Source organism: Pseudomonas sp. SWRI50 (assembly GCF_014269095.1).
Taxonomy (GTDB): domain Bacteria; phylum Pseudomonadota; class Gammaproteobacteria; order Pseudomonadales; family Pseudomonadaceae; genus Aquipseudomonas; species Aquipseudomonas kermanshahensis.
Genome location: NZ_JABWRW010000010.1, coordinates 92,641 through 109,192 on the forward strand (window position 1 = coordinate 92,641; position 16,552 = coordinate 109,192).

Here is a 16,552-nt window from a genome sequence, read left to right on the forward strand (position 1 = left end):
TGGGCCAAATGGGCTGCCGAAATGGCAGCGCACACTCTTGCAACCGCGCGCCACGGAGCACAGAGAGAGCGCCTTCCCTGCCCCCGCCAGGCAAAGCAGACAAAGAGGTCGTCTACACTTGCCGGCACTGACTCAGCAGCTACCGAGGAGGCCCCGATGAAGAGAATTCCAACGCTGCTGGCCGGCCTGCTGCTGGCTGCTGGCTTGGCCAGCACCGACAGCGCCGCCTCAGCGGAACGCAACGCACCGATTCACTTTGGCGCAATTGGTTGGGAAAGCGGTGCACTCACCACCGAGATCCTGCGCCTGATCGTCGAACGGGGTTACGGCTACCCCACCGACACACTGCCCGGCAGCACCGTGAGCATGGAAGTGGCCTTGGCCCGCAACGACCTGCAGGTGATCGCCGAGGAATGGGCCGGGCGTAGCCCCGCGTGGATCAAGGCCGAGCAGGCCGGCCAGGTGTTCGCCCTAGGCGACACGGTCAAGCACGCTGAAGAAGGCTGGTGGGTGCCGGCCTACGTGATCCAGGGCGACCCATCGCGCAACCTCAAGCCCTTGGCACCTGACCTGCACAGTGTCGACGACCTCAAGCGTTACCCCAAGGTGTTCAGGGACCCTGAAATACCGGACAAAGGGCGCTTCCTCAACAGCCCCAGTGGCTGGACTTCTGAGACGGTCAACAGCCAAAAACTCAAGGCCTATGGGCTGGATGCGCTGTACAACAACTTCCGCAGTGGCTCTGGCGCAGCGCTGGATGCCGAGATCAGCTCGTCCATCCGCCGCGGCCAGCCAGTGCTGTTCTATTACTGGAACCCAACCCCGCTCATGGGGCGCTACAAGCTGATCCGCTTGCAAGAGCCACCCTTCAATGAAAAGGCCTGGGCCACCCTGACAGATGCCAGCAACCCCAACCCGCAAGGTAGCCAGTCACTGCCAGCCAAATTGTCGATTGGCGTTTCCAAGGCGTTCAAAGAAGGCTACCCGGACCTGGTGGCGGTGTTCGAAAAAGTCGACCTACCGATCGATCGGCTCAACAGCGCCCTGGCCGAGATGAGCGAAAAGCGCATCTCGCCCAACCAGGCTGCCCTCGCCTTTTTGCGCGATAACCGCGATGTGTGGAAAGCCTGGTTGCCTGCGCAGGTCGCAGCCAAGGTCGAGGGCAGCCTATGAGCGGCGGCTTTCCCGAAGCCCTGCAATTTTCCTTCGCGGGTCGCGTCAACCAGCTAGTCGACTGGCTGGTGTTGAACTACGGCGACCACTTGCGCAGCCTCTCGGATCAACTGCTGCAACTGCTGGTGGGGCTGGAAAACCTGCTGCGTCTGTTGCCCTGGTGGGCACTGTTGCTGGTGGTCGGGCTGCTCGCCTGGCACGCCAGCCGCAGCCTGTTGCGCAGCCTGATGATGGTGGCCCTGCTGGCCTTGATCGGTGTGCTCGGGCTGTGGGACAAGCTGTTGCAAACCTTGGCCTTGGTCCTGATCAGCACGGGCTTGTGCGTGATGGTCGGCGTGCCGCTGGGCATTCTGCTGGCGTCCCGCCCGCTGGCTCGACGGCTGTTGATGCCGGTGCTGGATGTGATGCAGACACTCCCGGCCTTCGTCTACCTGATCCCGGTGCTGATGCTGTTTGGCCTTGGCAAGGTGCCAGCGGTGTTCGCCACCCTGATCTACGCCTTACCGCCACTGGTGCGGCTGACCGAACTGGGCTTGCGGCAGATCGACCCGTCCTTGTTGCAGGCTGCGCACGGCCTGGGTGCCAGCCGCTGGCAGCGGCTACGTCGCATCGCCCTGCCACTGGCCCTGCCCAGCATCATGGCCGGGCTCAACCAGTCGGTGATGATGGCGTTGTCGATGGTGGTGGTGGCTTCGATGATTGGCGCCCGCGGGCTGGGTGAGGATGTGCTGGCGGGGATCCAGACCCTTAACGTCGGCCAGGGCGTCGAGGCGGGGTTGGCGATCGTGGCGCTGGCCATGGTGATTGACCGCATCAGCCAGGCGTATGGGCGCACGGGGCGTTGAAGTACGCAGATGCCGGCTTGCCGGCGACCGGCCCCGCACTGACAATGCACGCCTGCCCGCTCAGCCCTGGAGCCCCTTCGCGTGTCCCTCAAAGCCCTGCGCACCCTGGTGACCATCGCCCGCCACGGCACCTTCGCCCGTGCCGCCGACCTGCTCAGCCTCACCCCTTCGGCCGTGAGCCTGCACATCAAGACCCTCGAAGACGAACTGCAGGTCACCCTGTTCGACCGCAGCCGACGGCAAGTCGTGCTGACTGAAGCCGGGCAGTTGGCGGTTGCGCGCGCCGAGAGCATCCTCGGCGCCTATGACGAGCTGGCTGATGCCTTGGCCAGTGGCCCGAGCCTGCGTGGCCGCTTACGCCTGGGGGCGATCCACACGGTGCTGGCCCGGCGCTTGCCCAAGGCCCTGCTGTGGATCAAGACCCACCACCCGCAGTTGCACATCAGTGTCGCCTCGGGCATGTCGGCAGAATTGGCGCGGCGCGTCGAAGACGGCGAACTCGATGCGGCGATCACCACCGAGCCGGTCAGCCCCTACCCGCAGAGCCTGGTCTTCACCCCGCTGTTCGCTGACCGCTTCTGGGCCATCGCCAGCCCCGACCTGGCTGGCCAGAGCGTGCCCGAGCTACTGGCCAGCCAACCGTTTCTGCGCTTCGACAAACGCGCCTGGGCCGGACGGCAAATCGAACAGGAGCTGCGCCGCCAGCACCTGCAAGTCAGCGAACAAATGGAGCTGGACAGCCAGGAAGCCCTGGCCAGCATGGCGGTGATGGGCCTGGGCGTGGCCATCATCCCCATGGCCGACGCGGACCTGCAGCGCTTGCCGCCGGCAACCTGCCTGCCGTTTGGCGAGCCGCAACTGACGCGCCGGGTGGTGCTGCTGGAGCATGAGAAAAGCCAGCGGCGCCACCTGAGTGCGGTGCTAAAGACGGCCCTGGATGCCTGAACCGCGGCAACCGTGCAGTTTTTCTCAACGGTCACTGAAGAAAACAACGTTTTTACAAACCAAAGCGCCCCCGTAGTCTGTAGCGGTACCCGACGACGGAACGCCGACCATGCTCCACCTTCTGCTGACCACACTGCTACCCATCATCCTGCTGATTGCCCTGGGCACCTTTCTGCGTGTGCGCGGCTTTCTGGCCGAAACCTTCTGGCCCGGTGCCGAACGCCTGAGCTATTACGTGCTGCTACCGTCGCTGTTCCTGCATGGCCTGGCCACCGCCAACCTCGACGGGGTACCGATACTGGGCATGGTCGCAGTGCTGATGCTGTCGACCCTGCTCGGCGCCCTGCTGCTGGTGCTTTACCAAGGCGCGGTGAACCATGACGGTGCCGATTTCACCTCGGTGTTCCAGGGTGGCATTCGCTTCAACAACTACATCGGCGCAACCCTGGCGGCGGGCATCTATGGCAGTGCTGGCATTGCCTTGGCGGCCGTTGCCAACGCCGCCATCGTACCCTTGGTCAACCTGCTGTGCGTACTGGTGTTCGCCCGTTTCAGCGCACGCCACAGCTCACCAGCCACGGTACTGCGGGCGATCTTCGCCAACCCGCTGATCGTTGGCTGCGCGGCTGGCCTGCTGCTGCGGGTCACAGGGCTGGGCTTGCCGGCAGGGCTTGAACCGACGGTCAAGGCGCTCGGCCAGGCCGCCCTGCCCTTGGGCCTGCTGTGCGTAGGCGCAGCCTTGGGCGGTGCCAGCGTCGGCCACCAGGTGCGCCCGTTGATGGCCGCCTCGGCGTTCAAGTTCCTGGTCATGCCGCTGACTACCTGGGGCCTGTGCCGTGTGCTGGGCCTGGGTGGGCAGGCGGCAGTCGTGGCCGTGCTGTTCCAGGCCTTGCCTACGGCGTCCTCGTCCTATGTGATGGCCCGGCAGATGGGCGGCAACGCACCGCTGATGGCCACCATCATCGCTCTGCAGACCGTGGTAGCCGCCGCAACCCTTCCTTTGGTGCTAATGCTTACGCTTGGCTAGACTCTGAATCAACCCAGCGATCGGAAGCTCGGCCATGCGCCTCTCGTGGATGGTAATCGGCTTGACCTCGGCCCTGCTTGCAGGCCCATTGCACGCCGCCGACACGGCCAAGGCCGCGGTCGCCGAGGACAAGGCCGAAGTCCTTGAAGAAAAGGTGGTCGAGGACGCCCCGCCGCCGAAAAAGGCCGAAACCATCACCCCAGGCGAAGTAAAAGCAGTCGACCCGGCAGGCCAATCGCCGCTAGACGACAGCATCACCTGCCTAGCCCGCACCATCTATTGGGAAGCCAAGGGGGCCAACGAAAAGGACATGACGGCGGTGGCCAGTGTCGTGCTCAACCGCCTGGGCCATGATGGCTTCCCGGACACCATTTGTGGCGTCGTCAAACAGGGCGTGGAAACCAAGGCCTGCCAATTTTCCTGGTGGTGTGACGGGCGCTCGGACCAGGTCGAGGAAGCGCAGCGTTACGACATCGCCAAAGAGATTGCGCGCAAGGCGCTCAACCAGCAGCTCAAAGACCCTACCGGCGGTGCGCTGTACTTCCACGACCGCAATGTGCACCCGGATTGGGCCAAGGCCTACCGCAAGACTGCGGTAACCACACATTTTCTGTTCTACAAGCCTAAGCAGGCGCAGGCCCGCTGACGTGTGTGTGTGGGTGTAGGAGCAGCCTTGTGCTGCGAAGAGGCCGGTGAAAGCAGCGAAGATTCACTGTGCTTTCACCGGCCTCTTCGCAGCACAAGGCTGCTCCTACAGTGAGCGTCAGAAGTCTATCGAGCCGGAGAACTTGACCTGGCGCGGGTCGCCTTGGGTCAGGTAGCCGCCGTTGGCCGAGGCCCAATAGTTCTTGTCGGTGAGGTTCTCCACGTTCACCCGCAAGGTGACCTCTTTCTGCTGCACCTTGAACCGGTAACGTGCGCCTACATCGAAGCGGTTCCAGGTGGGCAGGGTGAGCGTGTTGGCCGGGTTGGCGTACTGGCCACCGGTGCGCAGCATGCGGGCATTAAGCGCTACGCCTTGCAGGCCAGGCACGTCCCAGTCGACGCTAGCGTTGAGCTGGAAGGTCGGTACACCGACCGCATGGTTGCCATCATTGGTACCGTTCTGGGTGTTTTTCAGTTCTGTGTCCATGCGGGTGCCGCCGGCCATCAGGCGCAGCCCCTGCAGCGGCTCGCCGAACACGCTCAGCTCAACGCCCTTGTTTAGCTGCTCGCCGTCCTGGACGAATACATTGCCCTGCACGAAGCCATCGGTGGGCCGCTCGATACGGAACAGCGCCAGGTTGGCACCGAAGGTCTGGTAGTCGAGCTTGACCCCTGCTTCGATCTGTTTGGTCTTGGCGGGTGGGAACACTTCCCCGGCGTTGATGACCTGCCCCGACGCCGTCGCGCCCTGCGCCAGGCCCTCGATGCGGTTGGCATACAGCGAGATCGACGGGTTGAGCTTGTAGACGATGCCGTACACAGGCGTGGTCACCGACTCGTCGTAGAACGCGTTGCGCCCAAGGTCTGCGCCCTCGCCGTCATAGGCATACCCTTCGACCCGCAATTGCTGGCGCCTCACCCCCACCGTGACCAGCAGGCTATCGTCGAACAGGCCCAGCGTATCGGACACGGCAATGCTGCGGTTGCGCGTCTTGCCGGTCACCCCAGGGTCATCCAACTTGCCACCGGTAAAGGTTGGGGTGGTGGGCTTGGGCAACGGGTCAGTGTGATAGAGGTTGGTGGCCTGCGCGTTGTAGAAGACGAACGCATTTTCTTGCTGGGTCCAGATGCTGGCCGCACCAATGTTCAGCTGATGGCTGACCGGGCCGGTCTGCATGCGGCCGTTGATGCCCCCCATGAAGGTGGTGTTGTCTTCATTGTGGGGGATTTTCGAACCGGCGATGGTGGCGTCGCCCGTGGCGGCGTTGGTCAGGATCGGCGTGCCGTAGAAGCCGTTCTCATGGGTGTGCTTGACGCCACCGGCCAGGTAGCCGCTCCAATTGTCGTTGAAGTCGTAGTCGCCCCGGGCCATGCCGAACGTGTCTTCGGTTTCAGTCCAGGCCCAGTCCTGGCCATAGTTGTGGTCGGCATCTGGCGCGCGTGGGATATCGGTGAGGCCGGCCCCCAGGCGCACCGAGTTACGCAGGTGGTTGACGCGCTGCTTCTGGTAGCCGAAGTCGGTAGACAGGCGGAAGTTGTCGCCCCGGTAGTCAAGGCCGGCAATGAACAGCTTGCTACGTTGATCCTGGTCGTCGACTGCGGTTTCGCCTTCACGTTGCGACAGGTTCAGGCGCACGCCAAAGCGGTTGTCCTCACCGAAACGCTGGCCGATGTCCAGGTGTTCGCCAACGCGGCCGTCGCTGCTGATGTCTTGGGTGTAGCGACGCGTGGGGACATCGCCGGCACGCTTGGGCTGCAAGTTGACGTTGCCGCCAAGGCCGGTTCCGGTCGGGCTGGCGCCGTTAAGGAAGGCGTTGGGCCCCTTGAATACCTCGACCCGCTCTACCGCATCGGTTGATATCATCTGCCTGGGCAACACGCCATACAGGCCATTGAACGCCACATCATCACCGCTGAGTGGCAACCCGCGGATGACGAACACCTGCGACTGGTTGCCGAAGCCAAACGACTGGCGCACGGACGGGTCGTTGAGCAGCACATCGCCGATATCCTCGGCCTGCTGGTCCTCGATCAATTGCGCGGTGTAGCTGGTCATGGTGAACGGCACGTCCATCATGTCCTGATTGCCCAGCACGCCCATCTGCCCGCCCCGCGCGACCTGCCCACCGGCAAAGGCTTGCGGGAGTTCGCCCTTGACCTTGGCAGACTCGGCGTCGATAGCAGTGGCATCCAGCTGGATCACGCCATCAGCCGCCTGTGCAGTAACCGCAACGGAACAGCAGACAGCGAGAAAGGTCGATTGATAATGACGGGGTCGTGCCATGAAAGGCTCCTGGGTATCGGATGGACGCCTTCCTGGCAACGTGGGTGGAGGGCATAAATTAATCGCGATTGCGAATTGTTTCCAGCTGAAGTTACGAATAATTACCAAGTGATCGCACTTTTTGCGCGTCCAGTGGTCTACTTCCTCTTATGCCGCCTGCAACGATTGCCGTCGTTTGTATTGCTTTGCACGGGACTGGGCCAAAAACCCTGTGCTTGTGTAGGATGAGCAGCGCTTACCACGACGCTGCCAGTCATAGGGAGATTCACATGCGCGTCCTGTCATCTGTTGCCGCCTTGTCGCTGGGCCTGGTCATCGCGACCGGGGCCTTGGCCGTCACCGGCGAGGAGGCGCAACTGATCGAATCGATCAACGTCTACCGCAGTAAGGCCCAGCCCTGTGGTGGCGAGGCGTCGCTGGAGCTGCCGCCACTCAACAGCGACACCCGTCTGGCGCTGTCGCCCGAGGGCACGCGCGATTTGCAACAGGCCATGTCCCGCGCGGCCTACCCGATGGTGAACGTGCAGGCCATCAGCCTCTCGGGCCCGCGCGATGCGCGCGCGGCCATGCATGCCATCGAGGAGAGCTTCTGCCAGGTGGTGCTCGACCCGCAGTTCGTCGACATCGGTGTCAGCCAGGAAGGCCGCGACTGGCGCATCGTCCTTGCTCGCCCCCTGCTCAGCAGCCGCCTGGGGGATTGGCAGGCTGAAGGGCAGAAAGTGCTGCAAGAAATCAACGCTGCGCGCAAGGTGCCACGCCAATGCGGCGGCCAGCCGTTTGCCGCCGCGCCCGCGCTGAGCTGGAGCACCGTATTGGCCGGCGTTACCGCCACCCATACGCGGGCCATGGCCAACCAGAACTTTTTCGACCATATCGACCGCGACGGCCGCACCCCTGGCGATCGGGCCGAGCTGGCCGGTTACTTGTATCAGCAGATCGGCGAGAACATCGCTGCAGGCCGCGACACCGCGCATAAGGTGGTCGACGGCTGGCTGGCCAGCCCTGGGCATTGCGCGACCCTGATGAACCCGGATTTTCGCGAGCTAGGGGCGGCCTATGCCGTCGACCCGAAGAGTGATGCGGGGATCTACTGGACGGGGATGTTTGGCACACCGCAGTAAAAGCCAGAACAGCCTGGGCGGGCGATGCGGCCGCTCAGGCAACAGCGGCACCCTCGCGCAGTTGCAGTGCCGTACAACCAAAGCGCCGCCGCACGCATTTACCCAGGTGGCTGGCATCCCCCAACCCCACTTCATCGGCAATCTGCGCCAGGCCGTGGCTGGAATTGAGCAACCGCCAACGCGCTTGCTGCAAGCGCATCTCCAGCCACCAGGCCTTGGCGCTCATCCCGTGGCTGGCCTGGAATTGACGATCAAGCTGACGCCGGCTGATGCAAAGCTCCGTCGCCAGTTGCTCGATCGACAACGGTGAACCCAGGTGATGCCGCATCAACGCCAGGGCCCGCTGCACCGCTCGCCCGTGCCCCACCCCCGGCTCCAACGAACGCAAGGCATGGCGGCTGTCGCGCGTCTCGTCCACCAACATGTCGGCCAAGCCCTTCAGCGCCCGAGCCCGGCCACAGGCACGCGACAGCAGTTCCACCGCCAGGTCGATTGCCGCGGTCCCTCCCGCGCAGGTAATGCGCCCACCTTGAATGTGATAGAGCTGGTCGCGCAGCACCTTCAGATGAGGGAACGTCGCTCGAAACTCGGCTTCATGCCGCCAATGGACCACTACGTCATGCCCGTCCAACAGGCCGCAAGCGGCCAAGAGGAAGGCGGCGTTGTCGACGGCCACCAGCTTCACACCCGCCTTGGCAGCCCGCTTCAGCAACGCCTTGTAGCGCGGAGCCAGTTCAGCGGTGGCCATGGCGTTGCGGCCGCCGAACAGCACCAGGTAGTCGTAGTGGGCCATGTCGAGCTGTTCGGCAATGGCTTCCACCTGCACCACCGCACCACTGCTCGCGGGCACCGGGTCTAGGGTCAAGCCTGCCAGGGTCCAGCTGCAATAGCGCTGCTGGCTGTAGTCTTCGTCATCGGCGCTGAAACGCAGCTTGTCGAGAAATGCACCGAACGGCAGCAGGGCAAACGCCGGCAGGGGCAGGATCAGCAGGCGGATATCAGGGGGCATGAGAGCACGTCCAGATCAGACCATCGAATATCTAGATCATACCTTCGAAAAAACGCGTTGTGCCCTAGACTGGCGCTCTCCAACCCTATCAGGCACTCCCCCATGGCACTCGACACCTGGCTTATCTACCTGCTGGCCAGCATCGGCCTGTCGCTGACTCCAGGCCCCAACAGCTTGCTCGCGTTGACCCACGGCGCGCTGTATGGCGCACGCCGTACGCTGTTCACCATCGTTGGCGGGGTAGTTGGCTTCAGTGCCTTGATCGCCCTGGCAATGTTCGGCCTCAGTGCCCTGCTGCAAACCTCTGCAGCAGTGCTTGGCATACTCAAATGGGTGGGCGGCGCTTACCTGGTCTGGCTGGGTATCCAGCTGTGGCGCAGCCCGGCGCTGCACCTTGAAGTGACGCAGCGGGCCCGCAGCCTGGGCAATGCGGGCCTGTTTCGTCAGGGCCTGCTGTCGGCCATGGCTAACCCCAAGGTGTTGCTGTTCTACGGTGCGTTTCTGCCGCAGTTCCTCGACCCTCAGCGTGGGCTGTTGATGCAGTTCGTGGTGATGGCGGCGACCTTTGCCAGCGTGGAATTCCTGGTCGAATACTGGCTCGCGCGTTTGGCGTTTCGCATCCGGCCCTGGCTGGCCAAGGGTGGCAAAGGGTTCAACCGCTGCTGTGGCAGCTTGTTCGCAGTGATCGGCGTCGCGTTGCCACTGGGGCGCTGATTCAGCTCAGCCGCGGCGCCCTTGCAGGAGGAACACCAACAGCGCCAAACCCGGCAGCCCGGCACCCACCAGCGCAACCCCCTGCCAACCATACTGGGCAAACACGGCACTGGCCACCGACGAACCCAGCGCCCCGCCCAGGAAGATACTGGTCATGTACACCGCGTTCAGGCGCCCGCGGCTTGCCGGGTCCAGCGCATAGACTTCGCGCTGGCCAATCACCATGTTCATCTGCACCGCGAAGTCCAGCAACACACCGGTCAGCCCAAGGCCGATCACACTGAAGCCCGGTGCCGTCAGCCCGACCAGTAGCGCCACAGGCGCCAGTACCAACGCCGCCAGGGAACCTGCACGGGCATGCCCGGCATCGGCCAGGCGGCCGGCGATGGGCGCGGCCACGGCCCCTACCGCCCCTACCAGGGCGAACAGCGCGATCTGGCTCTGCGACAGGCCATGCGCCCCCGCCAACGCGAGGGGTACAGCCGTCCAGTACAGGCTGAACGCAGCGAACATCAACGCCTGGTACAGCGACCGTTGACGCAGCACCGGGTAACGGCGCAGCAACGCGACCAGCGACAGCATCAGCCCGGCATAGCTGGCTTTGTGCTCCGGGACCCGGCGTGGCAGGGTCAACGCCAACAACAGGATGATCGCCAGCATCACGCCCGCCGCGCCGATGAACACGGTGCGCCAGCCGAAGTGATCGGCCACCAGGCTCGACACCGGCCGCGCCAGCAGAATGCCCAACAGCAGACCACCCATGATGTTGCCGACCACACGGCCACGCTGTTGCTCAGGGGCCAGATGCGCTGCCAGGGGGATCAGCATCTGCACCGCGACCGAACTGAACCCGATCAACAGTGCATAGCCCAGAAACAGCTGCCCTTGGCCACTGCTACTGGTACCAGCCAACAGCAGGCTGACGCAGGCCAGCACCGCGGTAGCGATCATCAGGCGGCGGTTTTCCAGCAGGTCGGCCAGCGGAACCAGTAACAGCAGGCCTAAGGCATAGCCCAGTTGGGTCAGGGAAACGATCAGGCTCGCCCGTTCAGTGGACAGGCCCAGGTCGGGGGCGATCAGCCCAACGATGGGCTGGGCATAGTAGATATTGGCAACGATGGCGCCGCAGCAGAACGCCAGCAGGGTCACCAAGGCCCGGCTCAGGCCAGTGGCCGACGGCTGCTCTGCGGCTAGGGAGGGGTTCATGCGATGTTCCTCAAGAAGGGACGGAATATGCCACACACCTTAGCCAGACGTGCCGCAGGCGAGAATCCGGCGGGCGCGCAACAGGGCTTTGCACCCTGCGCAACGCTGACGGCTCAGTGCGCCAACAGGCCTTCGCAAAAGGTGATGAAGGCGTTCACGCGGCGCGACCCGCGATGGTTGGGCAAGTACAGCGCGTTGATCCTGTCGTTGGCAGTACCGGGGCTGACCTGCCAGTCGCCGAACACGCGCTGCAGCGTGCCATCGGCCACGTCCTCACGCACCAGCCAGTCGGCCAGCAGGGCAATGCCGCTGCCAGCCAACGCGGTTTCGCGCAACAGGTCGGCATTGGCGCTGCGCAACGGCCCGCTCACGTCCAGTTCCAGCACCTCCTGGCCCCGCGTCATGCACCAGGGGCGCGCCTTCTGCCCATAGCGAAAACGCAAGCAGGCGTGCTCCAGCAATTGCTGCGGGTGCTCCAGTGCTGCACGACCGGCCAGGTAGCCCGGGCTGGCCACCAGCCAACGCTCGAACCGGCCCAGTGGGCGGCACACCAGTTCGTCATTGGGCGCTGGGTCACCCAGCCGGATCGACAGGTCGTAACGGCCATCGAGCAAGTCGTCCAGGCGGTCGCTCAGATCGATGTCCAGTTCAAGCGCCGGGTGCTTGGCCAGAAAGGGCCCCAGGTGCGGCGCAATCACCCGCCGGCCGAATTCCACCGGCAGGCACAGCCGCAGCACACCGACCGGCTCCTCGCCCCGGTCAGCGACACTGGCATCGGCTTCATCCAGCGCTTCGAAAATGCCCCGGGCCCGCGCGTAGTAACGGGCACCCGCCTCGGTCAGGCTGACCTGGCGCGTCGAGCGGTTCAACAAGGTGGCCCCCAGCTCGGCCTCCAGTGCATCGACCAGGCGGGTCACCGACGAGGTCGCCACGCCAAGCTTGCGCGCGGCCGCGGAAAACCCCTGGGCATCGACCGTCGCCGCGAACATCTTCATGGCCAGCAGCTTGTCCATGTGTCTTCCGTCTTTTAAAGCTCGGAACAGTCCTACAAACCGCAGGGATGGTCAAGAAGCGCACGCCCCCGCAATCACGTCCATAGTGGAAGCACCTCCCTTTGAACGAGATTTCAGATGGCCCCCTTCAACATGCTGAATACCTTGCCTCCCTGCGACCCGACCGCTGCCGAGCGCGTCGACGAACTGCTCAGCCGCCCCGGTGTGCGCATCGAGCGCATTGTTTCCAGCGGCCAATCCAGCCCGCCCGGGTACTGGTACGACCAGGCCGAAGGTGAGTGGATCGTGCTGCTCAGCGGTGCCGCGGGCCTACGCTTCGAGCATGAAAACCATACGCGGCTCCTTCAGCCCGGCGACTGCGTCGATATACCAGCGCATTATCGCCACCGCGTGGAATGGACCGCGCCGGGCATCGCGACAGTATGGCTGGCCGTGTTCTACAGCAGCGCTAGCCCTTGGCCGGAATAGGTGTCGAACCGTCCAATCGGGGCCTGCTGGCGCAGCGTGGCCCCTGCACACATTGCTTTTCGACGACTCGACCAAAGTATGAGTACTGATTCCATATCTGTCATGAACGCTTTGTTTACTGCATTTTTCGCTGCCTGATCTAGACTTTTGCCAACACCTTGGCAAGTTCAACCCTGCGACAATCAGCCTCACAAAACTTTGTACTAACTTGTTAATTAGCTTGCTAAGGGCTTAAACTGCGCCCATTCCACCTGCTGAGATCCCTGGCATGAAAGAAACACCGCGCGCCTCTGGCGCCACAAACCTCATTCTGGTCGGCCTAGGCGTTATCGTCGCCCTGCTCGGCCTGCTCCTGGCCGCCGGCGGTATCAAGCTGGCCGGCCTCGGCGGCTCCTGGTACTTCCTGATCGGCGGCCTGGCCATGGCCATCGCCGGTATCCTCATCGCACGCCGCAAGGTCGCCGGTGCCTGGCTGTATGCCCTGTTCCTGATCGGTACCGCAATCTGGGCCGTGATCGACACCGGCCTGGTGTTCTGGCCGCTGTTCTCGCGCGTGTTCATGTTCGGCGCAATCGGCATGGTCGTGGCGCTGGTCTACCCCCTGCTGGTACGTGCCAACGGCGGCACCGCTGGCCGTGGCGCGTACGGCCTCGCAGGTGTGATGGCGGTGGCATTGGTCATTGCCGCAGGCAACATGTTCGTTGCTCACCCAAGCGTCGCTCCGACCGGCAAAGGCCCTGGCATGACCCCGGTCGAAGCCGGCAAAGAGCAGAAAGACTGGGCCCACTACGGCAACACCGAAGGTGGCAGCCGCTTCGCCGCGCTGGACCAGATCAACCGCGACAACGTCAACAAGCTCAAGGTGGCCTGGACCTACCACACCGGTGACGTCGCCATCAGCGACGGCAACGGTGCCGAGGACCAACTCACTCCACTGCAGGTTGGCAACAAGGTGTTCATCTGCACCCCGCACAACAACCTGATCGCCCTCGATGCCGACACCGGCAAAGAGCTGTGGAAAAACGAGATCAACGCCCAGTCCAAGGTCTGGCAGCGTTGCCGCGGCATGGCCTACTTCGACGCCACCGCGCCGTTGGCCCAGCCAACCCAGCCGAACAGTTCGCCCATCGCCATGGCCACTGTCCCGGCCGGTGCCAACTGCCAGCGCCGTCTGCTGACCAATACCATCGACGGCCGCCTGATCGCCGTCGACGCCGACACCGGTGAGTTCTGCCAAGGCTTCGGCAACAACGGCCAGGTCAACCTCATGGCTGGCCTGGGCGATGTGCCGGACTCCTTCTACCAACTGTCGTCCGCGCCGCTGATGGCCGGTACCACCGTGGTGGTTGGCGGTCGCGTTGCCGATAACGTTCAGACCGACATGCCAGGCGGCGTCATCCGCGGCTTCGACGTCATCACCGGCGCCATGCGCTGGGCCTTCGACCCAGGCAACCCGGAAGACCGCAACGCCCCGGCCGACGGCAGCACCTACGTGCGCAGCACCCCGAACAGCTGGGCCCCGATGTCGTACGACCCGGCAATGAACACCGTGTTCCTGCCGATGGGTTCGTCGTCCACCGACATCTATGGCGTAGAACGCAACAAGCTGGACCACACCTACGGTGCTTCGGTCTTGGCACTGGACGCCACAACCGGCAACCAGAAGTGGGTGTACCAGACTGTTCACAACGACCTCTGGGACTTCGACCTGCCAATGCAGCCAAGCCTGATCGACTTCACCAAGGATGATGGCAAGACCGTACCTGCGGTGGTGATCGGCACCAAGGCCGGGCAGATCTACGTGCTTGACCGTGCAACCGGCAAGCCGCTGACCCAGGTCGACGAAGTTCCGGTAAAACCGGGCAACATCCCGAACGAGCCGTACTCCCCGACCCAACCAAAATCGGTGGGCATGCCACAGATCGGCGCGCAGACCCTGACCGAGTCGGACATGTGGGGCGCCACCCCGTATGACCAGCTGCTGTGCCGCATCGACTTCAAGAAAATGCGCTACGACGGCCTGTACACCGCGCCGGGCACCGACCTGTCGCTGAGTTTCCCAGGCTCGCTGGGCGGCATGAACTGGGGCAGCATTTCCACCGACCCGGTGCATGGCTTCATCTTCGTCAACGACATGCGTCTGGGCCTGTGGATCCAGATGATCCCTTCGCAGAACAAAGGCAACGCGGCCTCCGGTGGCGAAGCCTTGAACACTGGCATGGGCGCCGTACCGCTCAAGGGCACGCCGTATGCAGTGAACAAGAACCGCTTCCTGTCGGTTGCCGGTATCCCTTGCCAGGCTCCGCCGTTCGGCACCCTGACCGCGGTTGACATGAAGACCCGCCAAATCGCCTGGCAGGTCCCGGTCGGCACCGTCGAGGACACCGGCCCGCTGGGTATCCGCATGCACCTGCCGATCAAGGTCGGCCTGCCAACCCTGGGCGGCACACTGTCCACCCAAGGTGGCCTGGTGTTCATCGCCGGCACCCAGGACTTCTACTTGCGCGCCTACGACAGCAGCAACGGTAATGAAATCTGGAAGGCCCGTCTGCCGGTTGGCAGCCAGGGCGGCCCGATGACCTACGTTTCGCCGAAAACCGGCAAGCAGTATGTGGTTATCACCGCCGGTGGCGCGCGTCAGTCGACTGACCGTGGCGACTATGTGATTTCTTACGCCCTGCCGTAAGACTGCGTCGCCTGCTTCGCGGGTGAACCCGCTCCCACAGGATGATCACTGCACTTGCAAAGGGTGCAGGCCCTGTAGGAGCGGGTTCACCCGCGAAGAGGCCCTAGAACACTACCCGAGACCCCGCAATGCCATCCGCAATTCGCATCACTTCTCCCCTCCTGCTCGCCCTGGCCAGCACCACCGCCCTCGCCGACGGCGACCTGATGACCCGCAACACCCTGACCGGTGACTGGGGCGGTCTGCGCCATCAGCTGGAAGAAGACGGCGTCAAGTTCACCGGCGACTACAGCGGTGAAACCGCCTACAACACCCACGGTGGCCTGCACCGTTCGGCCCGCTACTCGCAGAACCTCAAGCTGGGCGTGCAGTTCGACCTGTCGAAACTGTACGGCCTGGAAAACGGCGGCAAGGTGCAGTTGACCATCAATGACCGTCGCGGCAACAGCGCCTCGGAAGACCTGGTGGGCAACCGCTTGCCGATCCAGGAAAACTACGGTGGCCTGTACACCCGCCTGACTGAACTGAGCTACGAGCGGACCCTGTTCACCCCGGCCTTGAACGTCAAGCTCGGCTACATGGCCATGGGCAACGACCTCGGCGGCTTGGACAGTGGCATCCTGTGCAACTTCATGAACGCCGGCTTCTGTGGCCACCCACTGAACATGTCGGGCGGCAGCGGCTGGACCAACTACCCCAACGCCCACCTGGGCGTGCGGGTGAAATACGACCTGTCGCCGTCCTGGCAGCTGCGTGTCGCGGCCTTCAACGTCGACCCCGAGAGCAACGGCAATTCCAGCCGTGCCTGGCACCTGGGGCCCAAGCACACCACAGGTACCGTGGTACCGGTTGAGCTGGTGTACAAACTGCAAGGCGAGCTGCCAGGTGAGTACAAGCTGGGCTACTACTACGACAGCTCCGATGTGAAACGCATTGGCAGCGACAAGGAAGTGTCCGGCCGCGGCGGCCATTACCTGCTGATCGACCAAGCCGTGTGGAATGACCCACGTTCGCCAGGCCGCAGCCTGCACGCCTTTGGCCAGTACTCGGCATCGAGCGAGGCCGCTTCGCCGTTCACCAAGTGGTATGGTACCGGCGTTGTGCTGTACAAGCCGTTCGAAGGCCGCCCGCGCGATACCCTGTCGCTGGGCTATGGCCGTGCCGTGCCAAACCCACGCAGCCGCGATGTGCTGGAAGACGCTGCGTTCAACGCAGGGCAACAGTTCCCGAACATCGACAGCGCCGAGCAGTTGATTGAACTGAGCTACGGCTACCAGGCCACGCCATGGCTGAACCTGCGCCCGGATGTGCAGTACATCATCGAGCCGGGTGCGTTCTCGGGCAAAGCTATCGACAATGCGCTGGTAGTGGGCCTACAGGTCAAGGCCACGTTCTGATTCATCACGGCATTGCCCG

14 protein-coding genes are annotated in these 16,552 nt (G+C 63.7%); 10 read left to right on the plus strand and 4 right to left on the minus strand.

Features of this window, described 5'->3' with window-relative positions:
- The first annotated feature begins 156 nt into the window (after positions 1 to 156).
- From HU750_RS13120 to HU750_RS13140, 5 genes are all read left to right on the plus strand, one after another.
- Positions 157 to 1,173 (plus strand): ABC transporter substrate-binding protein, encoded by a 1,017-nt coding sequence (locus HU750_RS13120; protein WP_186680224.1) that lies wholly within the window; start codon positions 157 to 159, stop codon positions 1,171 to 1,173.
- On the plus strand, positions 1,170 to 2,018 hold the full coding sequence (locus tag HU750_RS13125) for an ABC transporter permease (protein ID WP_085274270.1): 849 nt from the start codon (positions 1,170 to 1,172) through the stop codon (positions 2,016 to 2,018). The genes HU750_RS13120 and HU750_RS13125 overlap by 4 nt, the downstream gene beginning before the upstream one ends.
- 81 nt (positions 2,019 to 2,099) lie before the next feature.
- Complete coding sequence (locus tag HU750_RS13130; protein ID WP_085274271.1) at positions 2,100 to 2,963, plus strand: LysR family transcriptional regulator; 864 nt, start codon at positions 2,100 to 2,102, stop codon at positions 2,961 to 2,963.
- 109 nt (positions 2,964 to 3,072) lie between these two features.
- A complete protein-coding gene (locus tag HU750_RS13135) occupies positions 3,073 to 3,990 on the plus strand; it encodes an AEC family transporter (RefSeq protein WP_186680227.1) in 918 nt (305 codons plus the stop codon).
- A gap of 34 nt (positions 3,991 to 4,024) precedes the next feature.
- On the plus strand, positions 4,025 to 4,636 hold the full coding sequence (locus HU750_RS13140) for a cell wall hydrolase (RefSeq protein ID WP_027593568.1): 612 nt from the start codon (positions 4,025 to 4,027) through the stop codon (positions 4,634 to 4,636).
- A gap of 117 nt (positions 4,637 to 4,753) precedes the next feature.
- Here the strand turns inward: HU750_RS13140 and HU750_RS13145 are convergent, their stop codons facing one another.
- Complete coding sequence (locus HU750_RS13145) at positions 4,754 to 6,919, minus strand: TonB-dependent receptor (RefSeq protein ID WP_186680230.1); 2,166 nt, start codon at positions 6,917 to 6,919, stop codon at positions 4,754 to 4,756.
- Between the two features lie 269 nt (positions 6,920 to 7,188).
- On the opposite strand from HU750_RS13145, the gene HU750_RS13150 reads away from it, so the two are divergent.
- Positions 7,189 to 8,040, plus strand: a complete 852-nt coding sequence (locus HU750_RS13150) for a CAP domain-containing protein (RefSeq protein WP_186680233.1) — start codon at positions 7,189 to 7,191, stop codon at positions 8,038 to 8,040.
- Between the two features lie 34 nt (positions 8,041 to 8,074).
- Here HU750_RS13150 and HU750_RS13155 read toward each other — a convergent pair whose 3' ends face one another.
- Entirely contained in the window at positions 8,075 to 9,049 is a 975-nt protein-coding gene (locus tag HU750_RS13155; RefSeq protein WP_186680237.1) for a GlxA family transcriptional regulator, read from the minus strand.
- A 102-nt stretch (positions 9,050 to 9,151) separates the two neighbouring features.
- Between HU750_RS13155 and HU750_RS13160 the strand changes: the two genes are divergently transcribed.
- Positions 9,152 to 9,763 (plus strand): LysE family translocator, encoded by a 612-nt coding sequence (locus HU750_RS13160; RefSeq protein ID WP_085274275.1) that lies wholly within the window; start codon positions 9,152 to 9,154, stop codon positions 9,761 to 9,763.
- A gap of 6 nt (positions 9,764 to 9,769) precedes the next feature.
- Here HU750_RS13160 and HU750_RS13165 read toward each other — a convergent pair whose 3' ends face one another.
- Both HU750_RS13165 and HU750_RS13170 read right to left on the minus strand, forming a co-directional pair.
- Positions 9,770 to 10,969, minus strand: coding sequence for an MFS transporter (locus tag HU750_RS13165; RefSeq protein WP_186680240.1), 1,200 nt, complete (start codon positions 10,967 to 10,969; stop codon positions 9,770 to 9,772).
- 113 nt (positions 10,970 to 11,082) lie between these two features.
- On the minus strand, positions 11,083 to 11,982 hold the full coding sequence (locus HU750_RS13170; RefSeq protein WP_027593574.1) for a LysR family transcriptional regulator: 900 nt from the start codon (positions 11,980 to 11,982) through the stop codon (positions 11,083 to 11,085).
- Between the two features lie 117 nt (positions 11,983 to 12,099).
- On the opposite strand from HU750_RS13170, the gene HU750_RS13175 reads away from it, so the two are divergent.
- The 3 genes from HU750_RS13175 to HU750_RS13185 all read left to right on the plus strand — a co-directional run bounded on the left by HU750_RS13175 (position 12,100) and on the right by HU750_RS13185 (position 16,533).
- Positions 12,100 to 12,450 carry a cupin domain-containing protein gene (locus HU750_RS13175; protein WP_027593575.1) on the plus strand — a complete coding sequence of 117 codons (351 nt, stop codon included), beginning with the start codon at positions 12,100 to 12,102 and terminating at the stop codon, positions 12,448 to 12,450.
- Positions 12,451 to 12,718: 268 nt separating this feature from the next.
- Positions 12,719 to 15,136: a glucose/quinate/shikimate family membrane-bound PQQ-dependent dehydrogenase gene (locus HU750_RS13180; protein WP_186680243.1), complete on the plus strand. Its 2,418-nt coding sequence runs from the start codon at positions 12,719 to 12,721 to the stop codon at positions 15,134 to 15,136.
- A gap of 128 nt (positions 15,137 to 15,264) precedes the next feature.
- Positions 15,265 to 16,533 carry a carbohydrate porin gene (locus HU750_RS13185; RefSeq protein WP_186680245.1) on the plus strand — a complete coding sequence of 423 codons (1,269 nt, stop codon included), beginning with the start codon at positions 15,265 to 15,267 and terminating at the stop codon, positions 16,531 to 16,533.
- Positions 16,534 to 16,552 lie beyond the last annotated feature (19 nt).